Origin of the sequence: Phenylobacterium sp., from assembly GCF_024508875.1 — a bacterium.
In the GTDB taxonomy this organism is placed as follows: domain Bacteria; phylum Pseudomonadota; class Alphaproteobacteria; order Caulobacterales; family Caulobacteraceae; genus Phenylobacterium.
Genome location: NZ_JANINU010000231.1, coordinates 1 through 26,165, shown reverse-complemented (window position 1 = coordinate 26,165; position 26,165 = coordinate 1). Strand labels below are relative to the sequence as shown.

General features: G+C 68.2%; 27 protein-coding genes and 2 tRNA genes. 6 read left to right on the top strand and 23 right to left on the bottom strand.

Annotated elements, in window-relative coordinates; genetic code table 11:
- The 12 genes from Q0L11_RS16715 to murA form a co-directional block, all read right to left on the bottom strand.
- Positions 1-76, bottom strand: a tRNA-Phe gene (locus tag Q0L11_RS16715).
- Positions 77-158: 82 nt separating this feature from the next.
- On the bottom strand, positions 159-326 hold the full coding sequence (locus Q0L11_RS16710; protein ID WP_296598724.1) for a DNA gyrase inhibitor YacG: 168 nt from the start codon (positions 324-326) through the stop codon (positions 159-161).
- Positions 323-1,363 carry a ribonuclease E/G gene (locus tag Q0L11_RS16705; protein ID WP_296598723.1) on the bottom strand — a complete coding sequence of 347 codons (1,041 nt, stop codon included), beginning with the start codon at positions 1,361-1,363 and terminating at the stop codon, positions 323-325. Before Q0L11_RS16705 ends, Q0L11_RS16710 begins: the two co-directional genes overlap by 4 nt.
- Entirely contained in the window at positions 1,360-1,944 is a 585-nt protein-coding gene (locus tag Q0L11_RS16700) for a Maf family nucleotide pyrophosphatase (protein WP_296598722.1), read from the bottom strand. Before Q0L11_RS16700 ends, Q0L11_RS16705 begins: the two co-directional genes overlap by 4 nt.
- Before the next feature lie 18 nt (positions 1,945-1,962).
- Positions 1,963-2,181: a translation initiation factor IF-1 gene (gene infA / locus Q0L11_RS16695; protein ID WP_111458197.1), complete on the bottom strand. Its 219-nt coding sequence runs from the start codon at positions 2,179-2,181 to the stop codon at positions 1,963-1,965.
- 120 nt (positions 2,182-2,301) lie between these two features.
- The gene (locus tag Q0L11_RS16690) at positions 2,302-2,769 is read right to left on the bottom strand and encodes a low molecular weight phosphatase family protein (RefSeq protein ID WP_296598721.1); all 468 of its coding nucleotides are present in this window, start codon (positions 2,767-2,769) and stop codon (positions 2,302-2,304) included.
- A 6-nt stretch (positions 2,770-2,775) separates the two neighbouring features.
- On the bottom strand, positions 2,776-3,255 hold the full coding sequence (locus tag Q0L11_RS16685) for a UPF0262 family protein (protein ID WP_296598719.1): 480 nt from the start codon (positions 3,253-3,255) through the stop codon (positions 2,776-2,778).
- Between the two features lie 128 nt (positions 3,256-3,383).
- Positions 3,384-3,956, bottom strand: a complete 573-nt coding sequence (locus Q0L11_RS16680; RefSeq protein WP_296598717.1) for an SH3 domain-containing protein — start codon at positions 3,954-3,956, stop codon at positions 3,384-3,386.
- Positions 3,957-4,046: 90 nt separating this feature from the next.
- A complete protein-coding gene (locus Q0L11_RS16675; RefSeq protein WP_296598716.1) occupies positions 4,047-5,282 on the bottom strand; it encodes a mechanosensitive ion channel domain-containing protein in 1,236 nt (411 codons plus the stop codon).
- Positions 5,282-6,568, bottom strand: coding sequence for a histidinol dehydrogenase (gene hisD, locus Q0L11_RS16670; RefSeq protein WP_296598714.1), 1,287 nt, complete (start codon positions 6,566-6,568; stop codon positions 5,282-5,284). The genes Q0L11_RS16675 and hisD overlap by 1 nt, the downstream gene beginning before the upstream one ends.
- 42 nt (positions 6,569-6,610) lie before the next feature.
- Positions 6,611-7,036, bottom strand: a complete 426-nt coding sequence (locus tag Q0L11_RS16665; protein ID WP_296598713.1) for a DUF2948 family protein — start codon at positions 7,034-7,036, stop codon at positions 6,611-6,613.
- Between the two features lie 4 nt (positions 7,037-7,040).
- Positions 7,041-8,333, bottom strand: coding sequence for a UDP-N-acetylglucosamine 1-carboxyvinyltransferase (gene murA, locus Q0L11_RS16660; protein ID WP_296598711.1), 1,293 nt, complete (start codon positions 8,331-8,333; stop codon positions 7,041-7,043).
- 333 nt (positions 8,334-8,666) lie between these two features.
- On the opposite strand from murA, the gene Q0L11_RS16655 reads away from it, so the two are divergent.
- From Q0L11_RS16655 to Q0L11_RS16645, 3 genes are all read left to right on the top strand, one after another.
- A tRNA-Thr gene (locus Q0L11_RS16655) sits at positions 8,667-8,741 on the top strand.
- 93 nt (positions 8,742-8,834) lie between these two features.
- Positions 8,835-9,956: an MBL fold metallo-hydrolase gene (locus Q0L11_RS16650; protein ID WP_296598710.1), complete on the top strand. Its 1,122-nt coding sequence runs from the start codon at positions 8,835-8,837 to the stop codon at positions 9,954-9,956.
- Between the two features lie 55 nt (positions 9,957-10,011).
- Entirely contained in the window at positions 10,012-10,575 is a 564-nt protein-coding gene (locus tag Q0L11_RS16645; protein WP_296598709.1) for a DUF2239 family protein, read from the top strand.
- A gap of 210 nt (positions 10,576-10,785) precedes the next feature.
- On the opposite strand, the gene Q0L11_RS16640 is transcribed toward Q0L11_RS16645, so the two are convergent.
- From Q0L11_RS16640 to Q0L11_RS16630, 3 genes are all read right to left on the bottom strand, one after another.
- Entirely contained in the window at positions 10,786-11,076 is a 291-nt protein-coding gene (locus tag Q0L11_RS16640; protein WP_296598708.1) for a hypothetical protein, read from the bottom strand.
- A 2-nt stretch (positions 11,077-11,078) separates the two neighbouring features.
- Positions 11,079-11,366 (bottom strand): hypothetical protein, encoded by a 288-nt coding sequence (locus Q0L11_RS16635; RefSeq protein WP_296598706.1) that lies wholly within the window; start codon positions 11,364-11,366, stop codon positions 11,079-11,081.
- Between the two features lie 225 nt (positions 11,367-11,591).
- On the bottom strand, positions 11,592-12,017 hold the full coding sequence (locus tag Q0L11_RS16630) for an OsmC family protein (protein ID WP_296598705.1): 426 nt from the start codon (positions 12,015-12,017) through the stop codon (positions 11,592-11,594).
- A gap of 321 nt (positions 12,018-12,338) precedes the next feature.
- On the opposite strand from Q0L11_RS16630, the gene Q0L11_RS16625 reads away from it, so the two are divergent.
- Both Q0L11_RS16625 and Q0L11_RS16620 read left to right on the top strand, forming a co-directional pair.
- Positions 12,339-14,336, top strand: a complete 1,998-nt coding sequence (locus Q0L11_RS16625; RefSeq protein ID WP_296598703.1) for an ATP-binding protein — start codon at positions 12,339-12,341, stop codon at positions 14,334-14,336.
- 111 nt (positions 14,337-14,447) lie between these two features.
- Complete coding sequence (locus Q0L11_RS16620; RefSeq protein ID WP_296598702.1) at positions 14,448-15,353, top strand: MurR/RpiR family transcriptional regulator; 906 nt, start codon at positions 14,448-14,450, stop codon at positions 15,351-15,353.
- 5 nt (positions 15,354-15,358) lie between these two features.
- On the opposite strand, the gene Q0L11_RS16615 is transcribed toward Q0L11_RS16620, so the two are convergent.
- From Q0L11_RS16615 to Q0L11_RS16585, 7 genes are all read right to left on the bottom strand, one after another.
- On the bottom strand, positions 15,359-16,147 hold the full coding sequence (locus Q0L11_RS16615; RefSeq protein ID WP_296598701.1) for an HAD-IIA family hydrolase: 789 nt from the start codon (positions 16,145-16,147) through the stop codon (positions 15,359-15,361).
- Positions 16,148-16,291: 144 nt separating this feature from the next.
- On the bottom strand, positions 16,292-18,517 hold the full coding sequence (locus Q0L11_RS16610) for a TonB-dependent siderophore receptor (RefSeq protein WP_296598699.1): 2,226 nt from the start codon (positions 18,515-18,517) through the stop codon (positions 16,292-16,294).
- 250 nt (positions 18,518-18,767) lie between these two features.
- Positions 18,768-20,864: a phosphocholine-specific phospholipase C gene (locus Q0L11_RS16605; RefSeq protein WP_296598697.1), complete on the bottom strand. Its 2,097-nt coding sequence runs from the start codon at positions 20,862-20,864 to the stop codon at positions 18,768-18,770.
- Between the two features lie 130 nt (positions 20,865-20,994).
- Entirely contained in the window at positions 20,995-22,014 is a 1,020-nt protein-coding gene (phnE, locus tag Q0L11_RS16600) for a phosphonate ABC transporter, permease protein PhnE (RefSeq protein ID WP_296598696.1), read from the bottom strand.
- Entirely contained in the window at positions 22,011-22,772 is a 762-nt protein-coding gene (locus tag Q0L11_RS16595) for a phosphonate ABC transporter ATP-binding protein (protein WP_296598694.1), read from the bottom strand. The genes phnE and Q0L11_RS16595 overlap by 4 nt, the downstream gene beginning before the upstream one ends.
- A complete protein-coding gene (locus tag Q0L11_RS16590; RefSeq protein ID WP_296598692.1) occupies positions 22,769-23,686 on the bottom strand; it encodes a phosphate/phosphite/phosphonate ABC transporter substrate-binding protein in 918 nt (305 codons plus the stop codon). The genes Q0L11_RS16595 and Q0L11_RS16590 overlap by 4 nt, the downstream gene beginning before the upstream one ends.
- Before the next feature lie 124 nt (positions 23,687-23,810).
- Positions 23,811-24,299 (bottom strand): low affinity iron permease family protein, encoded by a 489-nt coding sequence (locus Q0L11_RS16585; protein ID WP_367183447.1) that lies wholly within the window; start codon positions 24,297-24,299, stop codon positions 23,811-23,813.
- Between the two features lie 179 nt (positions 24,300-24,478).
- Between Q0L11_RS16585 and Q0L11_RS16580 the strand changes: the two genes are divergently transcribed.
- Positions 24,479-25,783: a hypothetical protein gene (locus Q0L11_RS16580; protein WP_296598691.1), complete on the top strand. Its 1,305-nt coding sequence runs from the start codon at positions 24,479-24,481 to the stop codon at positions 25,781-25,783.
- Positions 25,784-25,913: 130 nt separating this feature from the next.
- On the opposite strand, the gene Q0L11_RS16575 is transcribed toward Q0L11_RS16580, so the two are convergent.
- A partial coding sequence (locus Q0L11_RS16575) for a GlsB/YeaQ/YmgE family stress response membrane protein (RefSeq protein WP_296598690.1) occupies positions 25,914-26,165 on the bottom strand: 252 nt, incomplete at its 5' end.

Genomic DNA, 26,165 nt, shown 5'->3' with positions numbered 1-26,165 from the left:
TGGTGCCTGGGGGCGGATTCGAACCACCGACACGCGGATTTTCAATCCGCTGCTCTACCAACTGAGCTACCCAGGCCAAGGCCCGCCGCGCGGGAGCCGGGTCTATAGAAGAGGCGTCGGCGTAAGTCCAGCGGGGGCAGGCGCCGAATTTTTCCGCCTCAATCTTCCTCGGAATCCGCCGCCGGGGCGCCCTCGTCCTCTTCGGCGGGGACGGCGTAGGCTCCGGCCAGCCACTTCTGGAGATCGACGTCCGCGCAGCGGCGTGAACAGAACGGGCGATACCGCGCCTCGGGCGGGCGGCCGCAGATCGGGCACCGAGCGCTCATGCCACGCCGACGTCGAACCCGTCACGCGGCCGCGACGCGTCCGCGCTGACGGCGAAGCGGGCGCCATATCTATCGGCTAAGGAGCGGATCAGCGGCTCGGCGGCCTTCGCGACGGAAGGCGCGCAGACCGCCGACAGTCGCGCTCCCGCCTGCGCTTGCGCCTCGGTCTCGAGGCGGCGGACAAGACGCTGCGCAAGGGTGCGATCGGAAAGCGCGCCCGCCGCGCCCCTCAGTTGCTCAGCCAGCGGCCGCGTCCGGCGCGGAATGGAAAGCTCCATGGTCCCGAAACGTCCGACGGGTCCGATCGCGACACCAGGGTTGTCCGGACTAAAGGCGAGGCGCGCCGCCGCTAGCAGCGCGTGCCCGTCGTGACCCCGGCCGACGAGATCGAGGATCACGATGCCGCCAATCCCCTTCAACCGCAGAAGGCGGGCGCCTTCGACGATGGCGGCGAGGTTGGCCTGTCGTGCAGCGCGTTTGGAATCCTGGCCCTTGCGGTCACCCAGGTCGACGTCGATCGAGGTGAGCGCACGGGTCGTCTCGATCGCGATGTCGCCGCCTCCCGGCAAGCGGTGCACCGTTTCCAGCACCTCGGCCTCGGCTTCATCGGCCACGGCACGCGCTTCCCGGCCCGCGCCAGGCTCGGTGTCCCGCACGATCGACCGGAGAATCTCTCCTACGTCCGGCGGAGGCGTAAGGAGACGCGGCGCCCCCTCCCCACCCCCTATCTCGCGGGCGACGGCGAGCTTACCGGCGCGCGGTTCCGCTCGGATCTCAACCTCAATGGCGGCGCCTCGGACCGGGCGCGCGTCGGGCTTGAACGGAAGAATGGCTTCCCGTCCGCCTCCAAGATCCAGAAAGGCTGTGGCGATGGCTGGCTCGATGCTTTCCACGCGCGCGGTGAGACGAGCTCCCATCGCGAGACTAAGATCGTCCTCGTCACGCCGCAGGATCAATCGCTCCGGCTTTCCGTCGAGCGTGACCACTCCCCGCGTTTCGCCGACGCCCCGGTCAAGGAAGATACGCCGCTCGCTCATGGCCGGCGGAAGCCGAGGCCGGCCAGCAGATTCGCGCACTCATAGAGCGGCAACCCCACAACACCTGAGTATGAACCCTGCAGCGCGATCACGAGAGCGCCTGCATACCCCTGGATTGCATATCCACCAGCCTTGCCGACGCCCTCGCCGCAAGCCACGTAGGCGTCGATATCGGCCCGATCGAGGCGCTTGAAGCGTACGCGACTCTCCACGAGCCGCGCAGCGCGACGCCCACCAGGCGCCACGACAGCGACGCCCGTGAGAACTTTGTGGGCTCGGCCGGACAGAAGATCGAGGCAGGCGCGCACCTGCGCCGGGTCTTCGGCTTTGGGCAGCACGCGACGACCGAGAGCCACCACCGTGTCCGCAGCGAGCACATAGGAATCCGGCGAGCGAGCAGCCACGTGCAGCGCCTTGGCCTGCGCGAGGCGCAACGCCAACTGCCGCGGCGTCTCGTCGGATTGTGGGGTTTCGTCCAAGTCGGCGGCCTCGATCGCGTCGGGCGCGATGCCGATCTGGCGCAGAAGGTCCAGCCGGCGAGGGCTCGCGGAGGCCAAGACGAGGCGCGGCTCTGAAGCCAAGTCGCAGCCTCGGTCGAACTAGCGGACGCGGAAGGTGATGCGACCCTTGGTCAGGTCGTAAGGCGTCATCTCCACCAGCACCTTGTCGCCGGCCGACACGCGGATCCGGTTCTTGCGCATCTTGCCCGCGGTGTGGGCGATGATCTCATGATCGTTCTCGAGCTTCACTCGGAAGGTGGCGTTCGGCAGCACTTCACTGACCGTACCCGGGAACTCGAGCAGTTCTTCTTTCGCCATGCGGCTCTCTTAATCCTTCAGCGGCTTCACATACGACGACGGCTCGCGCCGTCTGGCCGCGAGCCGCATCCCGTAAGCTAATTATAGCGCACCGTCATAGGAAAGGTCGATGGGCGTCACTCAACGGCGAAATCGCTGGGCGATCCGCGCGGCGAGGCTGTCCCGCACCTGGCGATAGGCCTCAAGCCTATGTTCGCGGGAACCTTCGGTCAGCGTCGGATCGAGCGTGGGCCAATATTCGATCTCGGCGGAACGACCCCGCGCCAGTTCCACCGCCCGGTGCTGGGCCTCGGGCGTCAACGAAACCACCAAGTCGAATGAATCGTCTTCCAGCTCATCGAAGGTCTTGCACCGATGGCCGCCGAGGTCGGCGCCGAGCTCGCGCATGACCTCCGCAGCCAGCGGATCGACCTCCATGTCGTCGACGTCCGGGTCGAAGGCGCCTCGCTTGAGGCCGCAGCTATCGACGAAAATGCGCGTGCCTACGGCCTGCTTCAGCAACGCCTCAGCCATCGGCGAGCGAACCTGGTTGAAGTTGCAGCAGAAGAGGACGGCGTCGGGGAGCCGCTTGTCCGGGTCGTCGCGCATCCGCGGTCAGCCCCGCCAGTGCAGGGCGCAGATCAGCGTGAACAGGCGACGGGCAGTGTCGAGATCGGTCTCGATCTTCCCGGCAAGCCGGGTCTGCAGCAGCTCGGACGCTTCATTGTGCAGGCCTCGACGGCCCATATCCAACGCCTCGATCTGCTGTGGTGTCGAGTTGCGGATCGCCTGATAATAGCTGTCACAGATCATAAAGTAGTCTTTGATCAGCGTCCGGAATGGCGACAGCGACAGGATGTGGCGGCGTTCGTAGTCCGGCCCCCGGACGTCCAGCACCAAGCGGTTCTCCAGCAGCCCCATACGCAGATCGTACGGACCGCCGCCGGCGCCCTCGGGAAAGAAGAAATTCTCCTCCAGCAGGTCGAAGATTGCGATCTGCCGCTCCTGCTCCTGGTCGCGCGAAACCGCCGCGAGCGACTCCTCGTCGAGCTCGACGGACTGCAGCCGGTGAATCTTCTTCGGGTCGTCGGCCATGGCTTCGAAGCCGAGCTTTATTGCAATCCGGGGGGCGCCGTCATCCCGCAGGTGCGAACCCAGGCTCCGGATACGGAAAAAACGCCCGGCGCTGGGGAGCGCCGGGCGTCGTTCTGGCGGGCGGCGACCTAATAGGCGGCGTAGCGATGGCCGACCGGATGGACGAGGTCGCCGCGGACGTAGCCGATGCCGACGCCGTCCTGGCCCACCAGAATCCACTCGCTGCCGCGGACCTGGGCGAGGGCCTCGAACCGCTGGCCGGCCTGCAAGCGGCCTACGCGGTTCGAATTGGTGGTGGGCGCGGCGCGCAGGTTCACACCGCTCTCCGCGACGAAGGCGTCGCCAATCCGGCGGTAGCTGGCGGGCGAGATGGCGCGCGACAGACGGTAGCCGCCTTGCGTGTAGGTCCCGGCATTCTGCGCGCGCGTTTTCTGGGCCTCGCAGCCGATGGCCGAGCCCGCGGCGGCGCCGAGGGCGGCGCCGGCGATGGTCTCGCCCGTGGCGTGGCGGCCACCGACCTTATTGCCGATCACGCCGCCCAGCAGGCCGCCGATCACCGCGCCGGCCTCTTGTTTGCCCCCCGGCGCCGAGCAGCCGGTTACGCCGGCGTTCGCGCTCGACGCGCCGCCGAGGGCCAGGGCGCCGGCCAGGATGGCGACGACCGCGCCGCCGCCGATCGTCTTGGTCTTCAGGTTCCGCATGGATTGTCTCCGTCCTTCCGCGTCAATCGATGACGCAAGGCGTAGACGGCGGCGCCTGAACGCACCTTCAGACGGGTTGACAGGAACTGTTCAGCTTCGGCGCGGGGACTGGACGGGCTCCTCAGCCGTCGGCGGGCGGTGTCCCTCCAGCGGCTGAGCCTGCACTGGCGTCGTCTTGACCGGGGTCAGTATGCCCTCCGCGTCGAAGGCGTTCTTGAGTCGCAGGTTGAACTCCCGCCCCACTTCCCACTGGACGCGCGGCTCGGTGATGAAGCGGGCCTTGATGTAGACGGCGTTGTCGGCGAGCCGGTCCACGCCCATGACTTCGAACGGCCTAGTGACCAGCTTCTTGAATTTGGGATCGGCGCGCAGTTCGTCGCCCACTCGACGCACCACGACCAGGGCGCGATCCAGGTCGGTGTCGTAGCTGATCGGAATATCAGCGAGATAGGCCGAGAAGACCTTCGTGCGGTTATGGATCACCTGGGCTTCGCTATAGGGAAAGATATGAAGCGTGGCGTTCACGTCGCGCAGGCGGATCGTACGCAAGGTCATGGCCTCCACGACGCCGCTGGATCCGCCGATTTCCACGTTGTCGCCCACCGAAACCACGTCCTCGGCGATGAGGAACAGGCCGGTAAGGAAATCCTTCACCAGGGTCTGGGCGCCGAAGCCCACCGCTATGCCCAAGACGCCGGCGCTGGCGAGGATCGGCCCCAGGTTCAGGCCGAGCTCGGTCAGGATCGTCAGGCCGCCCACAACCACCAGCACCGTCTGGGCGCACCCGGTGAGAATCGGTCCCAGGGTGTTCAGTTGCGCGGCCCGCCGTGGATCGGCGCTCCGTCGGGCGAAACCGCCGACCAGCCGCTTAATGATGAAGCCCGAGACCTCCACCAGAGCCGTGGCGATGATGATAACCAACGCAAGTCGTAGAAGCCGTTCGCCGGCCCGACCCGAGAACCACGCGCGCGCGTCCACGCCCCAGACGCCTAGGATCAGAAACAGCACGCCGACACCAGCGGCAAGCCGCAGCAAACCCCAGGTGAAGCGCGCCGCCTGCTGGGTTCGCGCCGCCTCGTGCTGGTCGCCGCCGACGTGGACACGGTCCAGCCAGTGGTCGGAGAGCCGCCTCAAACCCCAGAGCAGGCCATAGGCGCCCGCCACGATGGCGAGCGAGAGCGCGATGTCGAGCACGGCCACCTGCGGGTCGAGACCGAGAATGTGGTCCAGCGCCTGGTTGGCGGCCGCCACAAGGTGTTCGGTAAAGCCCGGCTTGGCCGGCTCCACGGCCGCGGCCTTCGCGGCGGCGACCTCGGCCGCCGGCACTAGCGCGCCTGCCCCATGCGGATCGCCGCCGATCGCGCGTGCGCCGGCAGGCCCTCGGCCTCGGCGAGTGCGATTGTGGCGGGCGCCAGTCGGGAGAAGGACTCCGCATCGCACTTCACGAGCGACGTGCGCTTTAGGAAGTCATAAAGCGAGAGCCCCGAAGAAAACCGCGCGGCGCGACTGGTCGGCAGCACGTGGTTGGACCCTGCGACATAGTCGCCGACGGCTTCGGGCGCGTGGCGCCCCAGGAAGATCGCTCCGGCATGCCGCACCCTGTCGGCCAGGCGCTCCGGCTGATCCAGCGCGAATTCCACGTGCTCAGGCGCGATGTCGTCCACCAGCGCGGGCGCTTCGTCCAACGGGGCGATCACCACCGCGCCGTGGTCGCGCCACGACGCACGCGCGTCATCGCCCGTGCTCAGCGCGCCGAGTTGGGATTCGACCGCCATTTCGACCTTCGCGGCAAATGCCGGATCGTCGGTGATGAGGATCGCCTGCGCAGCAGGGTCATGCTCGGCCTGCGACAAGAGGTCTGCCGCGATCCAATCGGGATCGTTCGCACCGTCTGCGACGACCACGATTTCAGACGGCCCGGCCAGGGCGTCGATCCCGACCACGCCGTACACTCGGCGCTTGGCAGCCGTAACGAAGGCGTTGCCCGGCCCGACGATCTTGTCCACGGGCAGGATCGGCCCAGCTCCATAGGCGAGTGCGGCGATCGCCTGAGCGCCGCCAACCCTCCAGATTTCGCTGACACCGGCAGCCTGCGCGGCCGCGAGCACAGCCGGCTGGAGCCGACCCGGCGGCGTCACCATGGCGATCCGCGAGACCCCTGCCGCCTGGGCGGGGACGGCGTTCATGAGCACGGTGGAGGGATAGGCGGCGCGACCGCCAGGCACGTAGATCCCGACGGCTTCGAGCGGCGTCCAGCGCCAGCCCAGCTCGACGCCGGCCTCGTCGACGAAGCGTTGATCGGCCGGCCGCTGCCGCTCGTGGTAGGCGCGGATTCGCGCGGCGGCGAATGCGATGGCCTCGCGAACCTCGGCCGGACAAGCTGCCGCGCCGTCGGCGATCTCGTCGGCGCTGACCCGGAGCGTGGCCTCGGTGAGCTCGACCTTGTCGAACTCACGGGCGTAGCGAAGCAGCGCCTCGCCCCCTTCGGCCCGAACGGCTGCGAGCACGTCGCGCACGATGGCGTCGACTTCCTCAGGCGTATCCCGTCGCTCGGCCACAAAGGCCAAAAAGGCGGTGCGGAAGCCGGGATCAGCAAAGTGGAAGCGGCGCATGGCGGCTCTTTAGCGGCGCGGGCCGCCCAAAGCCACCTTCCGTCAGGGCTCGTGGGCCGGAACGCGCGGCGTAGTCCATGGCGCCGAAACGTCGGCTAGAACGGCGTCCACACACTCGACCGTTGCGCGCAGGTCGCCGCCACCCGCAAAGCTGAGCGTAAGGAGCCCGCCCGGAGCGTCGCCGGGCTCGAAGCCGATGGTCAGCAGCTCGACGATGGCGTCGCGCCGGTCGCGACGGATCTTGCGCCCCTGGAGCGCAAGCACGCTCCCGATCTGCAGCGCCGAGCGGACCCTTTGACGCGCTCCGGATTCCCAGCGGAAACGGTTGAGTACGATGGTCAGCCGCCTCGCCTTCGGCTCGTAGGCGATGTCGCCCACCTTCGCGACGGCGTCCTGCAGGGCAGCCGAAATCACCGCCAGATCGTCAGCGTCCTCGGCCAGCAACTGCAGGGGCTGGATTTCAGCCATCCGCCTACTCCACCTCCTCGCCGCCATCGCCCTTGAGGCGGCGGATCTGGGCGCCGCAGGCCCCGAGCTTCTCTTCGAGGCGCTCGAACCCGCGATCCAGATGGTAGACGCGATTGACGACCGTCTCGCCCCGCGCCGCCAGCCCCGCGATCACGAGGCTGACCGAGGCCCGAAGGTCCGTCGCCATTACCTGCGCCCCTTCGAGGGCCTGGACGCCGCGAACACGCGCTTCACCGCCGTGCACCGTGATGTCCGCGCCCAGCCGTCGCAGTTCGGGCACGTGCATGAAACGGTTCTCGAAGATGGTCTCGCGGATCACGCTCTCGCCGTCGGCGAGCGTCATCAGCGCCATGAACTGCGCCTGCAGGTCCGTGGCGAAGCCCGGGTAGGGATCGGTCGTCACTTCGACCGGCTTCAGCCGTTCCCCGTTTCTCTTCACGGTCAGCCCGTCGTTGTGAGCCGTCACCTCGACGCCCGCCTCGACCATCTTGTCGATGAGGGCTTGGATGAAGTCGCTGCGCGTACGGGTCAACCGGACCTCGCCGCCCGCCATGGCGGCAGCCAGGGCATAGGTGCCCGTCTCGATACGGTCCGGCAGTACGGCGTGCGTCGCGCCCGAAAGTCGGCCCACGCCCTGGACGGTGATAGTCGGCGTACCCGCGCCCGCGACCTCAGCCCCCATCTTGTTCAGGCAATCCGCCAAATCCGTAATCTCGGGCTCGCACGCCGCGTTCTTCATCACGGTCTCGCCCTGAGCGAGGACGGCGGCGAGCAACGTATGCTCCGTCGCGCCGACCGAGACGAACGGGAATTCCACTTCCGCCCCTCTCAGCCCGCGGGGAGCCTGCGCATAGACGTAGCCCTCATGCAGGTCGATCTTCGCGCCGAGCGCCTCCAGGGCCTTCAGGTGCAGGTCCACCGGCCGCGCGCCGATCGTACAGCCTCCCGGCAGCGAGACCTTTGCCTGGCCCGTGCGCGCCAGCAGCGGCCCCAGGACGTTGAACGAGGCCCGCATCTGGCGGACAAGATCATAGGGCGCGAAGCCGCTTACGATCTCTCGCGTGGTGAGCAAGGTCTCCGGCCCGTCGGCTCCATCAGCCTCCACCGCCTCGGTCCCGAGGCGCTGGAGCAGTTTGCCCAGGAACCTCGTGTCCGCCAGGCGAGGCATGTTGGTGAGGCGTAGCGGCTCTTCTGTGAGCAGGCTCGCCGCCATCAGCTTGATGGCCGAGTTCTTGGCGCCGCTGATGGGGATCTCCCCGTGCAGCCGCGCGCCGCCCATGATGGCGATGCGATCCAATCGGTATCCTTCGAAGCACTGTCGGCCCGCGTCCCTCGGCGGCGCCTCTGCGGCGTATCTAGCCTGCGGGCATCGAGCGCGCCAAGTCGTCAATCCGTCGTGGAATCGTGCGGCTTCTGCGCAGGCTCCGGCGAGGCCCCCGTCTTCCGACGGCGAAGATTCGCACGCAGCGCCTGGGCCAGCTTCGCCTCTCGCGAATCCGCCCCACCCGCCTTCGGGTCTTTGCCTTCGGCCATATCCTGCAGGTGCGGCGAGGCGTCCTGCCCGTCAAGCGACTTCCGTGTGATTTGGGGCTTCACGCCGCGCCCGGCTCCCGCTATAGCGCGCGCCTTCGCCGCCGTAGCTCAGTGGTAGAGCGCATCCTTGGTAAGGCTGAGGTCGGCAGTTCAATCCTGCCCGGCGGCACCAGCGAGAGGGTTCGGACACCGGTCCGGACCCTCTCGATCTTCCGATGAAGCAGTTTCATTTGACGGTCTTGCAGGTCGCGGGCCCACTGCCGGCGTGTCGAAACTCGGCCTCGCCGTTATACTGATCACCGCGATCTTTAGCTTGGGCTCGGCCGCGTCCGCCCAAGAGTCGCCGCGGCCCGAGGACGGGTACTTCCAGATTCCTACCCGGGTCGCCAAGGGCGTTTGGGTCTTTGTGGAGCCCAGCTTCCAGGTTCAGCCCATCGGCAACGTCACCCTAATCGAGCAGTCGGACGGGCTGGTGCTCGTCGACGCGGGCGGATCGCCCGGCGCTGGACGCCGAATCGTCGAGATGATCAGGGCGCTCAGCGCGAAGCCGGTGAAGGCAGTCGTGATCACCCACTGGCACGGGGATCATCCACAAGGCCTATCCGAGATCCTCAAGGCGTGGCCAGCCGCGCGCACCATCGCGACCGCGCCGACCCAGGCTCACCTGCGCGATCCGACCACTATGAACACCCCGGCGGCGTCTGATCCGGTAGCGGATGCCACGTTCCAGAAGCAGGTGCAGGGGTTTGCGGCCTACGCGCGGCAAATGGCGGCAACCGCCACGACGCGAGGCAACGCGGCGGGTTGGCTGGCGACGGAGCGCCTCTTCAACCAATACTCACTCGACATGAAGGGCGCGACGACCATCGCCCCGGCTGAAAGCTTCGCCGAGAGGCTCGACATTGCGGACGCCCGCACCCCGATAGAGCTCCACTTCTTCGGCCGGGCGAACACCGACGGAGATGCTGTCGTCTGGCTTCCCACGCAGAAGATCGTTGTCGCCGGCGACATCATCGTCGCCCCCTTCCCTTTCGGCTTCGGCAGCTACCCCGCCGACTGGCTCACCACTCTGGCCCGGGTTCGGGCCCTGCCCTTCCGCACGCTGATTCCGGGACACGGGACTCCACAACATGATCGCGTCTACCTCGACAGCGTTTCATGGGCCCTGCGGGACATCCGCTCCCAGATGGCGCCGCTGGCCTCGCAGGGCCTCACGCTCGAGGAAGCGCGCAAGCGCATCGACGTCTCGGCCCAGCTTCGGACCTTCGCCGGCAGCGACCCGTGGCTCCGCCGCTGGACCAACGAGTACTGGCTCGGCCCGATCGTGACGTCGGCCTACAAGGAGGCAACGGGTCAGCCGATCGTCCAGAGCCTGAAAGGCGGTTAATTTTACCCGGATTATATTGACGACAGCGCCCAGCGCGCGCATGTCTCGGCGCGCTATGAGCGCCCCCGAGACCTTCACCGCCTTCGTCGATAGACACATGATCGCGAGCGGATCAGTCGATGCGGTCGCCATCGCCGTTGACGCCCGGGGCGGCGATCTGCCGATCTTGATCTTCGACGACGTCACGGGGCGATCGGTTGAACTCGATCTTCGCTACGGACCCGATCACGCGGTGGCGGAATTTCGCGCCCGGACCTCCGCGCCGGCCACGCCTGAGGCTCGACAAGGTCGCGGTCGGCCGAAGCTCGGCGTCGTCGCCCGGGAGGTGACCCTCCTTCCACGTCACTGGGACTGGCTCGCGTCCCAGCCTGGCGGCGCGTCCGCCGCACTGCGCCGCCTTGTGGAGGACGCACGCAGAACCCATCAGGTGGACGACCACCAGCGCCAGGCGCGGGAAACGGCCTACCGCGTCATGTCGGCGCTCGCGGGCGACCTCCCGGCGTTCGAGGAGGCCAGCCGCGCGCTCTTTGCCGGCGATCTCGAGAAGCTCCGTCGCGAGGCCGCATCTTGGCCGCCGGGGGTGCGCGACTACGTCCTGCGCTTGTCGTCGGCCACCTAGGGCTTCGGCGGCTGCGCCTTGCAGTCGATGTTGAACGTGAACCCGCCGCCCATGCCGATCCCCCCTGATACCGCCGGTCGCAAGTCTCGATGTGGTCCGAGAGAATCTTCAGCGCTTCCGCGCCGCTCGGCTGGCTCGGAGCCCCCGTGATCGCCGATAGCGGCGCGCAGGCGGCGACGCAGAGCGTGGTCACCGCCAGAATGACAAACCTCATCGAATTCCTCCCGATGTTACGCCGGGCGCCGCAGCGACCTCGACATTGGCCGTCCGCGCGGCCTCCAGATGTTCCAGTTTCGCGGCATTCGCGCTCCAGAGCTGCGCTAGGGCCCAGGCCAGCAGCGCTGCCGCAATGCCCCATGAGCGGCTCTTCAGCCCCTCGACGGCCTGCAGCGTGGACGCGGCCGCTGCCTTGATCTCGGCGAGGCGCTCTTCGCACCGCGCCTCGTGGTCCTGGATGCGCTGCTCAAGCGCGGCCAGACGCTCCGTTTGAGTTTGAGCCATACTCAGCCCTTCGGCCCTGCTTCGAAGGAGACGCCGATCTTCTTCTCGGTGCCGGTGCTGCTTTCCGTCCCCGTCTTCTGTTCCCCGCTGAAAAGGCCGATCGGCAGGCGGTTGATCGTGAGGCACGGGCGGCCCTCCAGCTCGCGCTCCCGCCGCACCCGCTCGGGCCACTGCTCGCCCAGTCGGGCGAAGCGCAGGTCGTCCAGCGCCTCCCGCCGGTTCTCCGCCTCGGCGTCTGCCGCCAACTCGAAGGCCGCCTTGGCTTCTTCCAGGATATCTCGATCGGACAAGAACTTGGCCCCATGAGCTAAAGCCCGCGCGAGCATGCTCGGCGGGGGATGGCGGCCTCCAAAGACCGCGTCGACGGGAAATCGATGTGCAGGGAAGCGCGTCGCCGCTTAGCGTCCGCCTTTGTCAGGACGCACGAGGCGCAGTGATCAACGCTGACTGAACTCTCTCAAATTCGCGCGCGAATGTCAAGAACAAAAAAGGAACGCCCAGACAGCGGCGGAGCATCAGTCCTCCAGCAGCGCGTCGAGCGTGATCTCCGCGTTCAAGACCCTTGAGACCGGGCAAGTCTTCTCCGCGGCCTCCGCCACCTCGCGGAACTTCGCCTCGCTCAACCCCGGCACCCGGGCGCGCAGCGTGAGCGCCGACCGGGTGATCCGGAAGCCCGCGCCATCTTGGTCCAGCGACACCGCCGCCTCGGTCGAAAGTTCGGTCGGCGTGAATCCCTCACGCTGGAGCGCGAACGCCAGGGCCATGGTGAAGCAGCCGGCATGTGCCGCCGCGATCAGCTCCTCGGGATTCGTCCCGGGCTGGTCCTCGAACCGGGTCTTGAAGCTGTAGGGCGTCTCGTTCAGCACGCCCGACTGCGAGCTGAGCGCGCCCTCCCCGTCCCGGCCCGTGCCACGCCATGCGGCGCTCGCCTTGCGGATCATCGGCTTCGTCCTCCTGCTGAACCCCGGCAGACTGCGCCCGGCGACGATAGCCGTCGAGCCGTGACACGCCGCTCCCCGGTCGATTTGTCGCACCGCCCCTTAGCTCGGCAGTGACGAACGCATGGGCCTGTGGGCTGCGCGCGTATGGAAGGCCGCTTCAACTTGCCAGCCCGGAGCGAAAATCGAACGAGATCGGTCGCGGCGCCGGTTCGCGCGTGCCGGCGCCTTTCCCTGGCCGAACGTTTCGCCGAAGCCGCCCAGCCGCTGCACGAGGTCGCCGCCATCAAGGCAGGGCTCAGCGTCGCCGCCGGACTCGGCGCCTTGCTGGCCGTTCCCTGGCAGGCGGCCTTGGCCTGGACCCTCACCGCGCTCGCGATCGAGTACTGGGGCTGGCGCGCCACGTCGCCACCACCCGCGGGCCAGAAGCGCACGCGCGCCGGACAGCTCGACTTCGCGGCGGCCTACATCGCCATGAACGTCGTCTGGCTTGCGCTGGGTGGGTTGTTCTGGTGGGCCGGCACACCGGTGTCCCAGGCGGCCGGAGCCGCGATCGTCCTGGTGGTCGTCTCGGTCGCGGTTCTGCTGTTCTACAACGTGCCGGCCGTCTTCCTGGCGGCCGGGGCGGCGCCCGCGATGGGGGCCATGGCCGTGCTCGCGGCGGCCGACGGGCATGGACCGGGCGCGATGTCCCTGGTCTGGATCGCCCTGGCCCTCGGCGGCGTCTTCTCCCTGGGCCGCGCCCTGGATACGCCGTCCGCTCAGCAGCAGCAGCGCCTGTTGAACGAGAGCCTGGCAAACTATGAGACCCTGGCCGCCAACGTCACCGACGTCATCTGCCGCACGGCCCTTACAGGCGAGTTCCAGTATGTCTCCCCCGCGGCCCTGACGGTCCTCGGCTATGCGCCTGAGGAACTGATCGGCACGTCGCGCTGGGCGATCACCGATCCCGACGTCGATCGCTCCGCGATGCAGGCCGCGTATGGCCGCATGCTCGCCGACCCGTCGCGCGCCGAGGTCCTGACCGTCCGCGTGCGCCGCAAGGACGGACACTGGATCTGGCTCCAGTCCAGCGCGCGCCTGATCTTCGAGGACGGCGTCCCGGTCTCGACCATCGACGCCAACCGCGATGTCACCGCCCAGGTGGCTGCCGACGCCGCCCTCAAGGAAGCCAAGGCCGAGGCCGAGGCCGCAACCCGCGCCAAGGCTGAATTCCTCGCCAACGTCAGCCACGAGATCCGCACGCCGATGAACGGCGTCCTGGGCGCCCTCCAGTTGCTCGAGCGCGAACCCATCTCGGCAGAGGGGCGGGAACTCCTGCGGCGGGCCGACGACAGCGGCCGGATGCTGTCGCAGCTCCTGAACGACGTGCTCGACTTCTCCAAGATCGAGGCCGGCCAGCTCGACCTCGCCCCCGAACCGATGGACGCGGGTGAAGCCCTGGCGGGCGTGGTGGGCCTTCTCGACGCGCAGGCCCGCGCCAAGGGCCTGGATCTGCGCTGCGAAATCGAGGGCGACGACCTCTGGATCGAAGCCGACCCGGTCCGCGTGCGCCAGGCCATGTTCAACCTGGTGGGCAACGCGGTGAAGTTCACGGCCGCGGGACGCGTCGTCGCGCGTTTGAGCGTCACCGATACAGGCGCCGGTGATCGCCAGGTGTGCTTCGAAGTCTCCGATACCGGCATCGGCATGACGCCGGAAGCGCAGGCGGGACTGTTCGAGCGCTTCCACCAGGCTGAAAGCGACACCTCGCGCCGCTTCGGAGGCGCGGGCCTCGGGCTGTCCATCACCCGGGCGCTGGTTCGCATGATGGGCGGCGACATCGCCGTCGATAGCACCGTCGGGCAGGGTTCCACGTTCCGCATCGCCTTCGCCGCGCCGGCCGCCCGCCCGATCGTCGAGGCTCCGGTCGGCGACGCCCTGCTGGAGGGCGTCCGCGTGCTGCTCGTCGAGGACAACGCCACCAACCGGCTGGTCGCCCGCACGATGCTGGAGCGCCTCGGAGCGCTCGTTGAGGAGGCCGAGGACGGGCTGGCCGGCCTGGCCTGCGCGCGCACGGGCCGCTTCGACCTCGTCCTCATGGACATTCAGATGCCCCGGATGGGCGGCATCGAGGCTGCGCGGGCGATCCGCGGCCTGAAGGGCAACGCCGGCCAGGTCCCCATCATCGCCCTCACCGCCAACGCAATGACCCACCAGCGGTCCGAGTACCTCGCCGCCGGGATGGACGGCATGGTCGCCAAGCCGGTCTCCGCCGCCGCGCTTCTGACCGAGATCGTTCGCCTCCTGGCCCACGCCCCGGCCGAAGTCGCCAGCGCCTGACCGGCCTTTCGATTTCTGTCGCAGGGGCCAAGTAGGGTTCAAAGTCGTCGCATAATCGCTGGATTCGTGGGACGCCGAAGCAAGACGCCCACGGCGACCCGAGTGAGGCCCATGTCCGAGAGCCCGTCCCTTTCCAAGCCGGCCGTCCGTGGGCGGACCGCCGACCACGCCCCGGTGGACAATGCGCTCGCGCGTATCCGCGCCCTGCTCGACAGCCTGGCGCCTGGCGCGCGGCGGATCGCCGACTTCGTGCTGGAGCGGCCGGAAGATGTCCTCAAGATGTCGGTGACCGAACTGTCCGAAGCGATCCAGGCGTCCGAAGGCAGCGTCATCAACTTCTGCCAACGCCTCGGCCTTTCTGGTTTCCAGCAGCTCAAGCTCAGCCTTGCCCAGGATATCGTCCGCCCGGTCCAGTTCATCCACGAGGACCTGGAGATCGGTGACGACGCTGCCGCCACCTGCCGGAAGATCTTCCACTCGGGAATCCAGGCGCTGCAGGACACGCTCTCCGTGCTGGACCCCGCGGCTCTGGCCGAGGCCGTGGCGACGCTTCGGTCGGCGAGGCGGATCGAGGTCTACGGCATCGGCTCGTCCGCCCCCATCGCCGACGACGCCCACTATCGCATGCTGCGCATCGGGCTCGACGCCAAGGCGGTCACCGACAGCCACATCCAGGCGATCAGCGCCTCCCGCACCGATCCCGGCGTGGCGGTGCTCACCATCTCGCACTCCGGCTCCACCCACGAGACGGTGATGTCCACCAAGCTGGCCAAGGAGGCCGGCGCCCGGACCGTGGTCATCACCAACTATGCGCGCTCGCCGATCCAGGCCCACGCCGACGTCGTGCTCTTCACCATGGCGCGCGAGACCCGCTTCCGGACCGAGGCCATGACCAGCCGCATCGCCCAGCTCTGCGTGCTCGACGCCCTCATCGCAGCGCTGGCGCTGGCCGACCACGACCGGGCGACCGAGACGCTGCGGAGCACGTTCGACACCCTGTCCAGCAAGCGGTTCTGAGGCGTTCAGCCCACGAGGTCGGCCAGGTCCAGACCGCCGGGACCACGGACCAGAATGCATTGCAGGCCCAGGGGGGCCGCGCCCGCCACGTCCGTGTCGGGATTGTCGCCGATCATCACCGCCTCGTGCGGCGCCACGCCCAGGGCTTCGCATGCGCGCAGGAACAAGGTCGGGTGCGGTTTGCCCACGACCTCGACCTCAACGGCTTGCGGATCGACGCAGGTCATCAGCGCCGCCAGCAGGGCGCCGGTCTCGGGCATCACGCGCCCCTCCACGGACGGATGCGTCCGATCGGGGTTGCCGACCAGCAGCCGCGCGCCGCGCCGGACGGCGTTCGCCGCCTGGGTCAGCTTCGCGTAGGAGAACCGCGTATCGCGCAGCAGGACGACGAGATCGGGCTCGTCGGCGCTCAGTTCCAATCCCATGCGGCGTGCGGCCTCTTCCATCCGCGGCGAGGCCAGCAGCAGCGCGCGGCGTGGGCCGATCTGGCGAGCCCGTCTCAGGGTCTCGACACCGGCGAGGATCACCCGTTCGGGCTCCAGCATGACGCCGCCGGCCCGGAGGCGATCGGTGAAGAAGCCACGCCCATGGCTCGTGTTGTTCGAGACGATGGCGAAGGCGTCGGCCTTTCCGGCCATCAGCGCCAGGGCCGCCGGTTCCGGACGGTCGGCTATCGCGGCGCAACCGTCCCAATCGAACAGCAGCGCCTTGGCCTCGCGGATGACCCGGCGGGCCTCCACGGCGTTCTCGATGGCGCGCGCGACCAGCGGCGCCCGGAAATCATGTCGGTTCAAGGCGGGCTCCGCGCTCCGTCTGGCCGGCTGGCGTAGGTGAGAGGAATGAAGGCCCGAGGCTGTCGGGGCCAAATTGTCCGCCGCGCGCGGCCCGCCTGCGGAAGGGGGCTACAGGTCGAGAACGCGCGCGGCGGCGACGGCCGGTTAGAAGTGGGCCGTGAAGGTGGCGTAGAAGGCGCGCGGCTTGCCTTCGAACGGATAGCCGAAGAAGTAGCGCGGATCGCGGTTGGTATATTCGCCCCGGATGAAGGCCGAGCCGTAGAGCTGGTTTCCGAAGCCGTAGCGCTCGGCGTACTTTTCGTTGAAGACGTTCACGACGCGCAGTTGCAGTTGGTACTGCATGTCGTCGCCGAGGAAATAGTTCACGGTGGCGTTGGTCACCGTGTACTTGCCGAAGTTCTTCCGGATCTGCGGCCGGCCGTTGACGGTCAGGCCGCCGCTGGCGAATTCCGAGCCCTGGATACGGGGCATGACAGCAACGTTGAGCCTGCGGTCGGGCGAGGTCCATTCCAGCATCCCGCTGATGAACCAAGCGGGCGTCTCGCCGATCTGCTCACCCTTGAAGATGCCGGTCTTCGCCGCGGCGTCCTGCGCCGTGTACCCGAGGTTCAGACGCCAAGCGTCGCCGACGTTCAGATTGATGTCCGCCGTGACGCCCACGACCTCAGTGACCGCGGGGTCGTTGTAATAGGTGTTGCGGGCGGGGAAGCCGTTGCCGGCCGGCACGGGGAAGTCCGTGGTCGTCCGGATCCGATTCTTGATCTGCGTCTTGAACGCGCCCACCTCGGCCGACACCGCGAAGCCGTCGAAGCGGTGCTCGTATCCCACGCCGCCGTTATAGGTCTCGGTCTCTTCCGTCTGCAGGTTGGGGTTGCCCACCACGGTTGACGTCTCGGTCCGCAGTTCGGTGATCCTGGGCAAGCTGTACGAAGTGCCGCCGTTGGCCCGGACGTAGAAGCCGTAGGGCAGCGGCTGGCGCACCCCGAACTTCCAGATCGTCCGCTTCTCCGAGCCCGGCAGGAAATCAGTCCGCACGGCCAGCGAGATCGCCGTGTCGGGGCTGAAGGGCAGCCGCGGGCGGGCGTCGACGAACAGGCCGGTGGTCGTCGCCGGGTCGTTATCGACCGGATACTCCTTCGCCGAGTCGTCCTGGTAGCGGACGACCTGACCGCCCACCACGAACTCAAGGTATTCGGTGAGGTTGACCGTGTTGCGCACGGTCAGGCCATATTCCTTGAAGCCCGCCCGCCGCTGGTTGGTCGAGCCGAAGCCCCGGTTGGGTCCGTTGGCGAACACCTTGCCCGACCACTCGCCGTAGGCGACGCGGGTATTCGTCGCCGGGTTCACGCAGCCCGCGCGATCCAGGCAGATGTCGGGATAGAGTTCGGTGTTCCAGATCTTCGGATTGCTGAAGTAGCCGTTCACCTCCGTGAGCAGCATCGGCGACCAGCGCTTGTGGAAAGAGCCGTCGATGATCGGATAGCGGACCGTGTTCGGCGAGTGGACTTCGCGGTCCGGGAAGGCGTCCTGGAACCAGGACTCCGTGTATTCCGCATTCAGACGAAGTTCGGCGCTATCATCGATCTTCCAGAAGTACTTCACGCCGACTTCATTGCGGTTGAGCGGATAGTCCTGAGCGCCGCCCGCCGCGCGAATGTTATCGACGAAATCGGCCGGATTATAGATCCGCGGGCCGTCGGTCGCTTGGTACGAGCCGTAGAACATCACGCTGTGCGCGCCGTCGTCGTCGAGGGGAAACGAGTAATTGCCCCACAGCTCGCGCGACTGGAACGAGCCATAGCTGACGCCGATCTCGCCCTTGCGCGTGCCGTCCGGCCGTTTGGTCACCAGGCTGACGACGCCGATACCGCCGTTGCTGCCGAAGAATAGGCTGTTGCCGCCGCGGAACACCTCGACACGCTCGATCATGTGCGGATCGATGGTCGTCGTGCCCCAGATGTCCTCCAGCGCCGGCCCCCGGTCGTACAGCGGCACGCCGTCGCGGACCACCAGGGTGTCGCGGTCGCCACCGCCATCGAGCCGGATGGTGTATTCGCCCTCATCGGGCGAGTAGCCGACGTTGACGCCTTTGATGAGAAACTGGGCCAGCTCGGCGAAGTTCACCGCGCCGCTCTTCGCCACCTCCGCGGCCGTGACCACCTGGACTGAGTTGCCGTACTCGACGGCCTCGACCGCCTGCACCGAACCCATTTCGGCGCGCTTTCCTTTCACGAGCAGCTCGCTGACGCTGTGACCTGCGGAGTCCGCATCGGCATCCGCGTCGGCCGCCCAGGCCAGCGCAGGCAGGGCGCTCCCGGCCATCAGCGCCGCGACGAAGGCGGCGGCCGCCGCCCTGTGTCTTTCCATCATGACAACCCATCCCCCGGTCATGCGAGCGAGGCTCGCGTTCGGTGCGAGAGGCCCGTGTGGCCGCCCGTCGGGTGGTGATCAGTAGGCGGCGCCTGTGACGTCGTAGTGAATGTTTCTCAGTTCTTTGGAGTCATCAGAATGAACTTTCCGCAGACAAAATTCGTCCGTTGGCGGCGCACGCGTAGGCAGGCGTGGCCGCGCGCTGCGTCCACGCCTGAGGATTCCTCAGCCTGCTCGTCTATCCGAGGCGTCAGACGCCCATGGCCGGATCACTGACGCCGTCGGCGCCCGTCTCCATCCGGCCGGCGGCGCGGCGGGTCACCCCGGCCGACGTCACGCTCACATCGTACCAGTCACCGGCGGCGGCCACCGACCAGCGGCGCGTGGAACGCCCATGGGCGCGAACCTTCAACTCACCGCCTTCGAGACCATAGGCGTTGTGGCGCACTTGGGCGGTCAGCGGCTGACCGGACGTGTTGCGGATCTCCAGCTCCACCTCCCGCACCTGCGGGCGATGGCGGATCTCCGCCTCCAACCCACCGCCAGGCACACCCGCGAAGTCCCGCCGGAAGCCGTTGTGCCCGAGCACCATCAGGTCGTAGCGCCCGCCGTCCGCAGAGGTCGCCCACGTGTCCGACAGCGACTTTCCCGCCTCGACCGTGTAGCGGCGCGGGATCCGGTCGAGGTGCAGGCGGTCATAGACGTGGAACACCGCGCCCTGCCGTCCGTCGTTGCGGAACTCCAGCTTCACCTCGCCTGCGCCTGCCGCGGCGCGGACGTTCAGGATGTAGGGCAGCGCCCGCGAAGGCCGAGCTCCCGTCTCCGCCTTCACCGGCTGCGGGGTCTCGGGCGGCGTGATTCGGGGACGCTGGATATGCTGCAGCACGACCGCCGAAGCTCCGCTGACGTCGGGCAGTTCCGGGAAGACCGGATCGTTCGGCTTCTCGAAATCAAAGGCCGAGGTCAGGTCCCCGCAGACCGCGCGATGCCAGGGGCTGACGCCGGGCACGGTGACGCCGAAGCGCTTCTCCAGGAACTGCCCCACCGACGTGTGGTCGAAGGTCTGCGAATTGACCCAGCCGCCCTTGCTCCACGGCGAGACCACATACATCGGCACGCGCGGTCCCAGCCCGAAGGGCCGGACCAGGCCGCTCTGGGTGTCGCGGGCATCGATATGCTTGCGATGCGGGTCCGAGAAATAGTGCCCCTTGAGGTCCAGCGTCGACTTGCCGGCCAGGCGCCCCTCGGCGTCGAACGACGGCGGCGCGGGGGGCGGCAGGTGGTCGAACTGGCCATCGTTCTCATCGAACGTCAGGAAGAAGACTGTCCTTCCCCAGACCTCGGGATTGGACGTCAACGCGTCCAGCACCTTGGCGGTGAACTCCGCGCCCTGCAGCGGCGTCGACTGGCTGGGGTGCTCCGAATACGGCGGCGAAGGCAGCACCCAGCTCACAGCGGGTAGCGTCCCCTCTTGGACATCCCGCGCCAGTTGGTCCAGCGACCAGTGGCTCATGCCCTTCTCGTAGAGGGGAGAGCCTGGCTTGCACGTGCGGAAGCTCTCGAACGCCAGGCCGCCGTGCATGGCGCCGGTCCAGTTGTTGTTGGGGTCCTGGTAGATGCGCCACGCCACGCCCGCCTTCTCCAGGACATCCGGGATGGTGTCCCACTTCAGGCTGTTGCCGGCATAGGTGTAGCCCGGCGCCGGCAGCGCGCCCTTCACCCAGCAGCGCCAGTTGTCGGGTTCGGAGTGCTCGTCGGTGCAGTCGACGCCCTTCGCCCGCAGCACTGGGTCGGCGCTCGATCCCGACCAGAAGACGATGCGGTTGGGATCGGTGCCCGCCGTGACCGAGCAGTGATAGGCGTCGCAGATCGTGAACGCCTCCGCCAGGGCGAACTGGAAGGGGATGTCCTCGCGGCGGTAGTAGCCCATCGAATAGGCCGTCTTGAACCGCGGCCACTCCTCGATCTTCCCCTGCCCCCAGGCAGCCTGCGCGTCGGCATAGGAGTGCGGCGTTCCCGGCACGCGCAGCGCGTCGGTCTTGCTGGTGTCGAGGTGGAAGGGCGGCAGCTCGCGCTGGCCGTCCGACTGGCGCCAGACGTCGCGACCGCCGACCAGCGGGATCGGATGGCGATCGCCGAAGCCGCGCACGCCGCGCAATGTCCCGAAATAGTGGTCGAACGAGCGGTTCTCCTGCATCAGGATCACCACGTGCTTCACGTCCTGGATCGTCCCGGCCGCCTGCCGGGCGGGAAGCGCCAGCGCCCGCTGGATCGCCAAGGGCATCGCGGCGATCGCCGCCCCGCCCGCCGCGGCGCTGAGAAATGTCCGCCGATCCGTCTCGCTCATCACGACCCCCGAGTGTTCGATGTGGCCGCCATCCTGGCGCTCGCCCGTGACGGGTGGATGAGCCGATCGTGACGAGTGAGTGAAATTCATTCACCCTTCGAACATTATTCCGATGAGCCCGACACAGGCACTAGAAGTGCGCGCGCCGCATCCGCGCCGAGACTTGGTCGATCAGGAAGACGGTGGCGAACATGGCCACCAGGATCGTGCCGACGTGGTGATAGTTGTACATGTCGAAGCGGCCCTTCAGCTCCTGGCCGATGCCGCCAGCGCCCACCAGCCCGACCACCGTGGCCATCCGAAAATTCCGGTCGAGGACGTAGAGCGTGTAGCCGATGTATTGCGGCAGCACCTGCGGCAGGATCGCGAAGCGGAGCACCTTCAGCCGATTGGCGCCGGTGGCCGCCAGGGCCTCCTGCGGCTTAGGGTCGGCGGCCTCGACATCCTCGGCGTAGAACTTTCCGAGGAAGCCCGCGCCGTGCAGCGCCAGGGCCAAGACGCCGGCGATGGGGCCGAACCCGTACGCGACGACCAGGAACAGCGCGCTCACCAGTTCCGGAACCGCGCGCAGCAGGCTGACGATCCCGCGAGCGAGGCCATAGAGCACGGGACTCGGCGTCAGGTTCCGCGCCGAGAAGAACGCCAGCGGCGCGCTCATAAGCACCGCCAGGAGCGTACCCCAGAACGCGATCATCAGCGTTTCCCACAGCTTCACGCCCACGTGCGCGAGATAGCCGACGGGCTCGACCAGATACGCGGTTCGCTCGGTGGTCGCCTTCATCTGGAGCGTCTCGGGATCGAGGCGCTCGGTGCGCGTCTCGACCGTCTCGATCCGCGAGAACGGCGGCAGACGGTTCGGATCGAAGTCCTCGATCCGCGACACCTCCCGCCGCTCCGAAATCTGCAGCGGCACGAGTTGGCGCCCGATCGCGCCGAGGCCGTCCAGCACCTGGGAGCGTCCCCCCGTGACCATCGCCGTGGCCGCCTCGCCCGTCATCCGGAACATGCGCCCGGCCTCCACGCTGGGGGCTGATGCGAGCACCACGGCGAGCAGCAGCACCCAGCCGGCGAGGCCGCGCCGCCTCAGCGAAGCCGGGAAGCGCCAGTTGCTCGCCGCTTCCGTCGGCGCGGATTCGCGGGCCACGCTCATTGGACGCTCTCCAGGGCCCCGCCGTAAATCTGCGACGCCGTCGCCCCGTCGAACGCCGCCGCCGGGCCGTCGAACACCAGACGGCCACCCCGCAGCGCCACGATGCGGTCTGCGAAGCGCCGTGCCAGATCCAGTTGGTGCAGGCTGCACAGCACCGTCACGTTGCGCGCCCGCGCTTCCCTCCGCATCAGCTCCAGCACTTCGTCGCTCGCCCGGGGATCCAGGCTGGCGACCGGCTCGTCCGCGACCAGGACCTCGGGGTCGCGCATCAAGGCCCGGGCGATGCCCACGCGCTGCCGCTGCCCGCCCGAGAGCTCGGACACTCGCCGCGCCAGGTGCTCCGGCGCGAGGCCCACTTCCGCCAGCAGGGCGCAGGCCTTCGCCCGGCACGCGACGGGGTAGAGTCCGAGCAGCGCGCGCCACGTGGCGATGTCGGCGACGGCCCCGGCGATCATGTTCTCCGCAACGCTCGCACGATCCACGAGACCGAAGTCCTGGTGCGCCATTCCGACCTTGCGCCGCACCTGCGGAAGGCTGGCGGCGCTCACGCTCAAGCCGCCCACACGGACCTCCCCGGCGGTGAGCTCGGTCAGCCCATTGACCGCCCGCAGCAACGTCGACTTCCCGCTGCCCGACGGGCCGACCAGGGCGCAGAACTGGCCCCGCGGCACATCGAAGGTCACGCCGGCCAAGGCCTCGAAGCCCCCCGGAAACCGCTTCGAGGCGCCGATGAACGCCACGTGGGGCCCCGCGCTCAACGGGCGGCCGCCTTCTTCAGGATCGCGGCCTTCAGCGGATCGTCCACCCGCGCCAGCAGGGCTGCGGCGGCGGCATAGTTCCGCTCGGAATACTTCGTGTCGTAGCCGTCTACCCGCTTGCCGCCGTATCCCCGGATCATGTCCGGCGTCACGCCCGGCGCCGTCGCGACCGTGGCGAAGGCGCGCTTCAGGCGGGCCTTCAGCGCAGGCGGCAGCCTTGTGCTCATCCCTAGCGGCGGGTTCGGGATCGGCGCGCTGCGCGCCACCACCGAGATGTCACGGGGCGAAACGACGCCCTGGTTCACGGCCTTCTCGAAAGACTCGAACGACAGCGCCGCAGCATCGGCCTGGCCTTGCGACAGCGCCGCCAGGCTGTTGGCATGGCTGCCGGTCAGCCTGACCCCGCCCAGGTCCCGCGCCGGATCGATGCCCGCGTCCAGCAGCATCACGGTTTGCGCCATGAACGAGGACGCCGAATTCAGGTCGCCGAAGGCCATCCGCCGGCCCCGCAGGTCGGAGAGCTTGTGGACCGGCCCCCGGGCCTTGGCGAAGACGCCCGCGTAATAGGTCGACCGCCCGCTCTCGACCGAGACAGCCAGCAGTTCGGCGCAGCCGCGCTTGTGCGCCTGCACATAGGCGACGGGCCCGAAGAACGCGACATCGGCCGCGCCGTTGCACATCGCCTCGACGACGGCGTTGTAGGACTGGCCCACCCGCAGCGTGAAGTGCAGGCCGGACGTGCGGGTCACGGCGTTGAACACCGGCTGGAAATCGGCCCGGGTCCCGTCTTCCGTGCCCCCGTCCGCCGGAATGAGCACCACCCGCAGAGGGTTCTGCGCCGAGCCCAGCTCGGGCGCGGCCCGCGCGACCGTCGGCAGCAACACGGCGAGGCATAGGGCGATTAGGCGCAGCACGAAGTGTCCTCCGGTTGGGAGGAGGCATTGCCGCATCGACGTGACAGGGCAAAGACAGTCTCACCGCCAAAATTGCGACGACTGAGAATTTCTCACTTTCTACGACCCCGCGCGCGAGCGCCGGTCAGGCGACCTTTCGACCCGTCCGGCGCGCGCTGCGCCGCGAGGCCGTTCCGGCCTGAGCGCCGCCGCCCGACTTGGACGACGCCTTGGCCCGGCTCTTCAGCTCGCTCTCAACACGTCCATGCAGTTCGGCGTGCGCGTTTGCGCGCTCGACACAGCGCTCGTGGAAGGCCCGCAGCTCCTTGTCGCTCATCGACTCGATACCGACGAAATCGTTCTCGGCCGCCGAGGTCAGGATCAGGTCGTCCAGCTTGGCCTGCATGGCCGCGGCGTCGCGATTCTGGGTGTTCTGGATCAGGAACACCATCAGGAAGGTGATGATCGTCGTGCCGGTGTTGATCACCAGTTGCCACGTTTCCGAGAACTTGAAGACCGGGCCACTGGCCGCCCACGCCACGACGAGGAGGACGCAGGCTCCGAAGGTCCACGGGCTGCCGGCCGCCTTGGCGGTGCGGTTGGCGAATGCGGCGAAGGCCTTGTCGATGCTCATGCCGCCTGAAACGCGCGAACGGCCATCCCGTGGCGCCGCTTCTTGCGCACGCGCCGCGGTCGTGTTGCCAAAGCCCAGGCGGCCGGTCAGATAGCGCTCATGGACGCCCTCGGCGCAGAAGCCACCTATGGTCAGTCGCGCCTTGGCCGCGTTGCGAGACGCGGGCCGGAGCGCCGCCCTTGAGGTTCCTGTTCGAACAGCCCGAGCTGCAGCGGGCGCTCGCCGAGGCGCGGAACACGGAGGCGCTCGAGGAGGCCTTCTACGGCATCGGTCAGCTCTCCGAGCGCTTCCGCGCGCCAGACATCTACGGCCGGCGGCTCTTCGCCAAGAGCCTGGACGACCTCACCCCGCGCGTCGCCACGCGCCTGCGGCTGCAGGACCTGCCGCGGGGCGTGAAGTCCAACGACAACGTCTGTATCCTGGCGACCCAGTTCTATCGCACTGGCGGTCACACCCGGGTCGTCGCCGACATCATCCAGCGGCTTCAGCCGGACGGCGCCGCCTTGCTCGTCACCGACACCTATCGCGAGCAACGCGTCGGGCAGTTCTTCCGCGAAGGCTCGCCCCGCACCCATCTCGAAGAGCGCGCCTTCATGCTTTGCACCGCGCCCACGCTCGTCGAGCGCGTGCTCGAGACCTACATGAAACTGGCGGCGATGCGTCCTACGCGCATCATCATGGCGACCCATCCCATGGACATCGTCGGCGTCATCGCCGCGTGGCCGTTCCGCGACGTCGTGGAGTTCCTGCACCACGCCGACCACTTCCCGAGCCTGGGCGCGACGCTTCCCTTCTCGGCCCACGTCGATCTGACCTACACCTGCCACCTGGCCTGCTGCGAGGCAGGCCTCGCGCCGACCTACGCCGGTATGGCTTCGCCGGGCGCCATGACGCCAGCGCCCGCCTCGGCCGCGCCGGACCGTGCCCTGCGGATCGCCACATGCGGTAGTCCGCACAAATATCGCGGCGGCGGCCGCCACCGCTGGGCGGACTACGCGATCGCGGCGCTGCGGGAGCCGGGCTCAGAGCTCATCCACGTGGGCCCCACCGACGAGGCCTTGATCCAGGAGCTCACCGGCGCACTCACCGCCGCCTCGATCCCGCTTGACCGCTACATTCTCGCAAATTTCCAGCCCAGCCTTCCGGACGAGCTCGCGAAGTACGGCGTCGACGTCTACCTCTCGAGCTATCCGGAGACCGGGGGAAAGGCGAACCTCGAAGCGATGATGTCGGGCGTTCCCGCCATCGTGCCGCTTGACGACACTCTGCCGCCTCTCATCCAGTACCGCTCACCGCTGCCACGTTGGGTCCCGGTCGCCTCGCCCGATGCGCTGCCGGCGGCCATCGCTCAAGCCAAGGCCCTGCGGGCCCAGTTTGGCGGGGGGGCTGACCAGGCGGCCCTGGCGCGCGAGACGGCACGCTTCGACGACTACGTCGCCATGCGGCCCATCGCCCCGTTGTCCTCCGGGGAGCGGCTACCCTAGAGGGCGATCCGCCGATGGTCGCCCGGCTCGGCAAGAGATCGCGCTCAAAATGAAAGGTGATAGAGCCTTCCCCGTTCGAATGGCGATCTAAACGGGGAAGGCCCTGGCGGACGCCGCTGACGCCGCCTGCCTAGACGCTGCGGCGACGGAAAAGTCCGACGATGAAGAGCAGCAGCACCGCGCCGGCCGTGGCGACCAGCAGGCTCGGGACCACGCCCGCGCCCACGCCGATGCCCATCGAGGTGGCGATGAAACTGCCCAGGAAGGCGCCCACCACGCCAACGATCAGGTTGGTCAGCAGGCCGTGGTTGCGATGCATGACCTTCTCCGCGATCCAGCCGGCCAGGATGCCGATCAGGATGGCGCCGATAATCCCTACTCC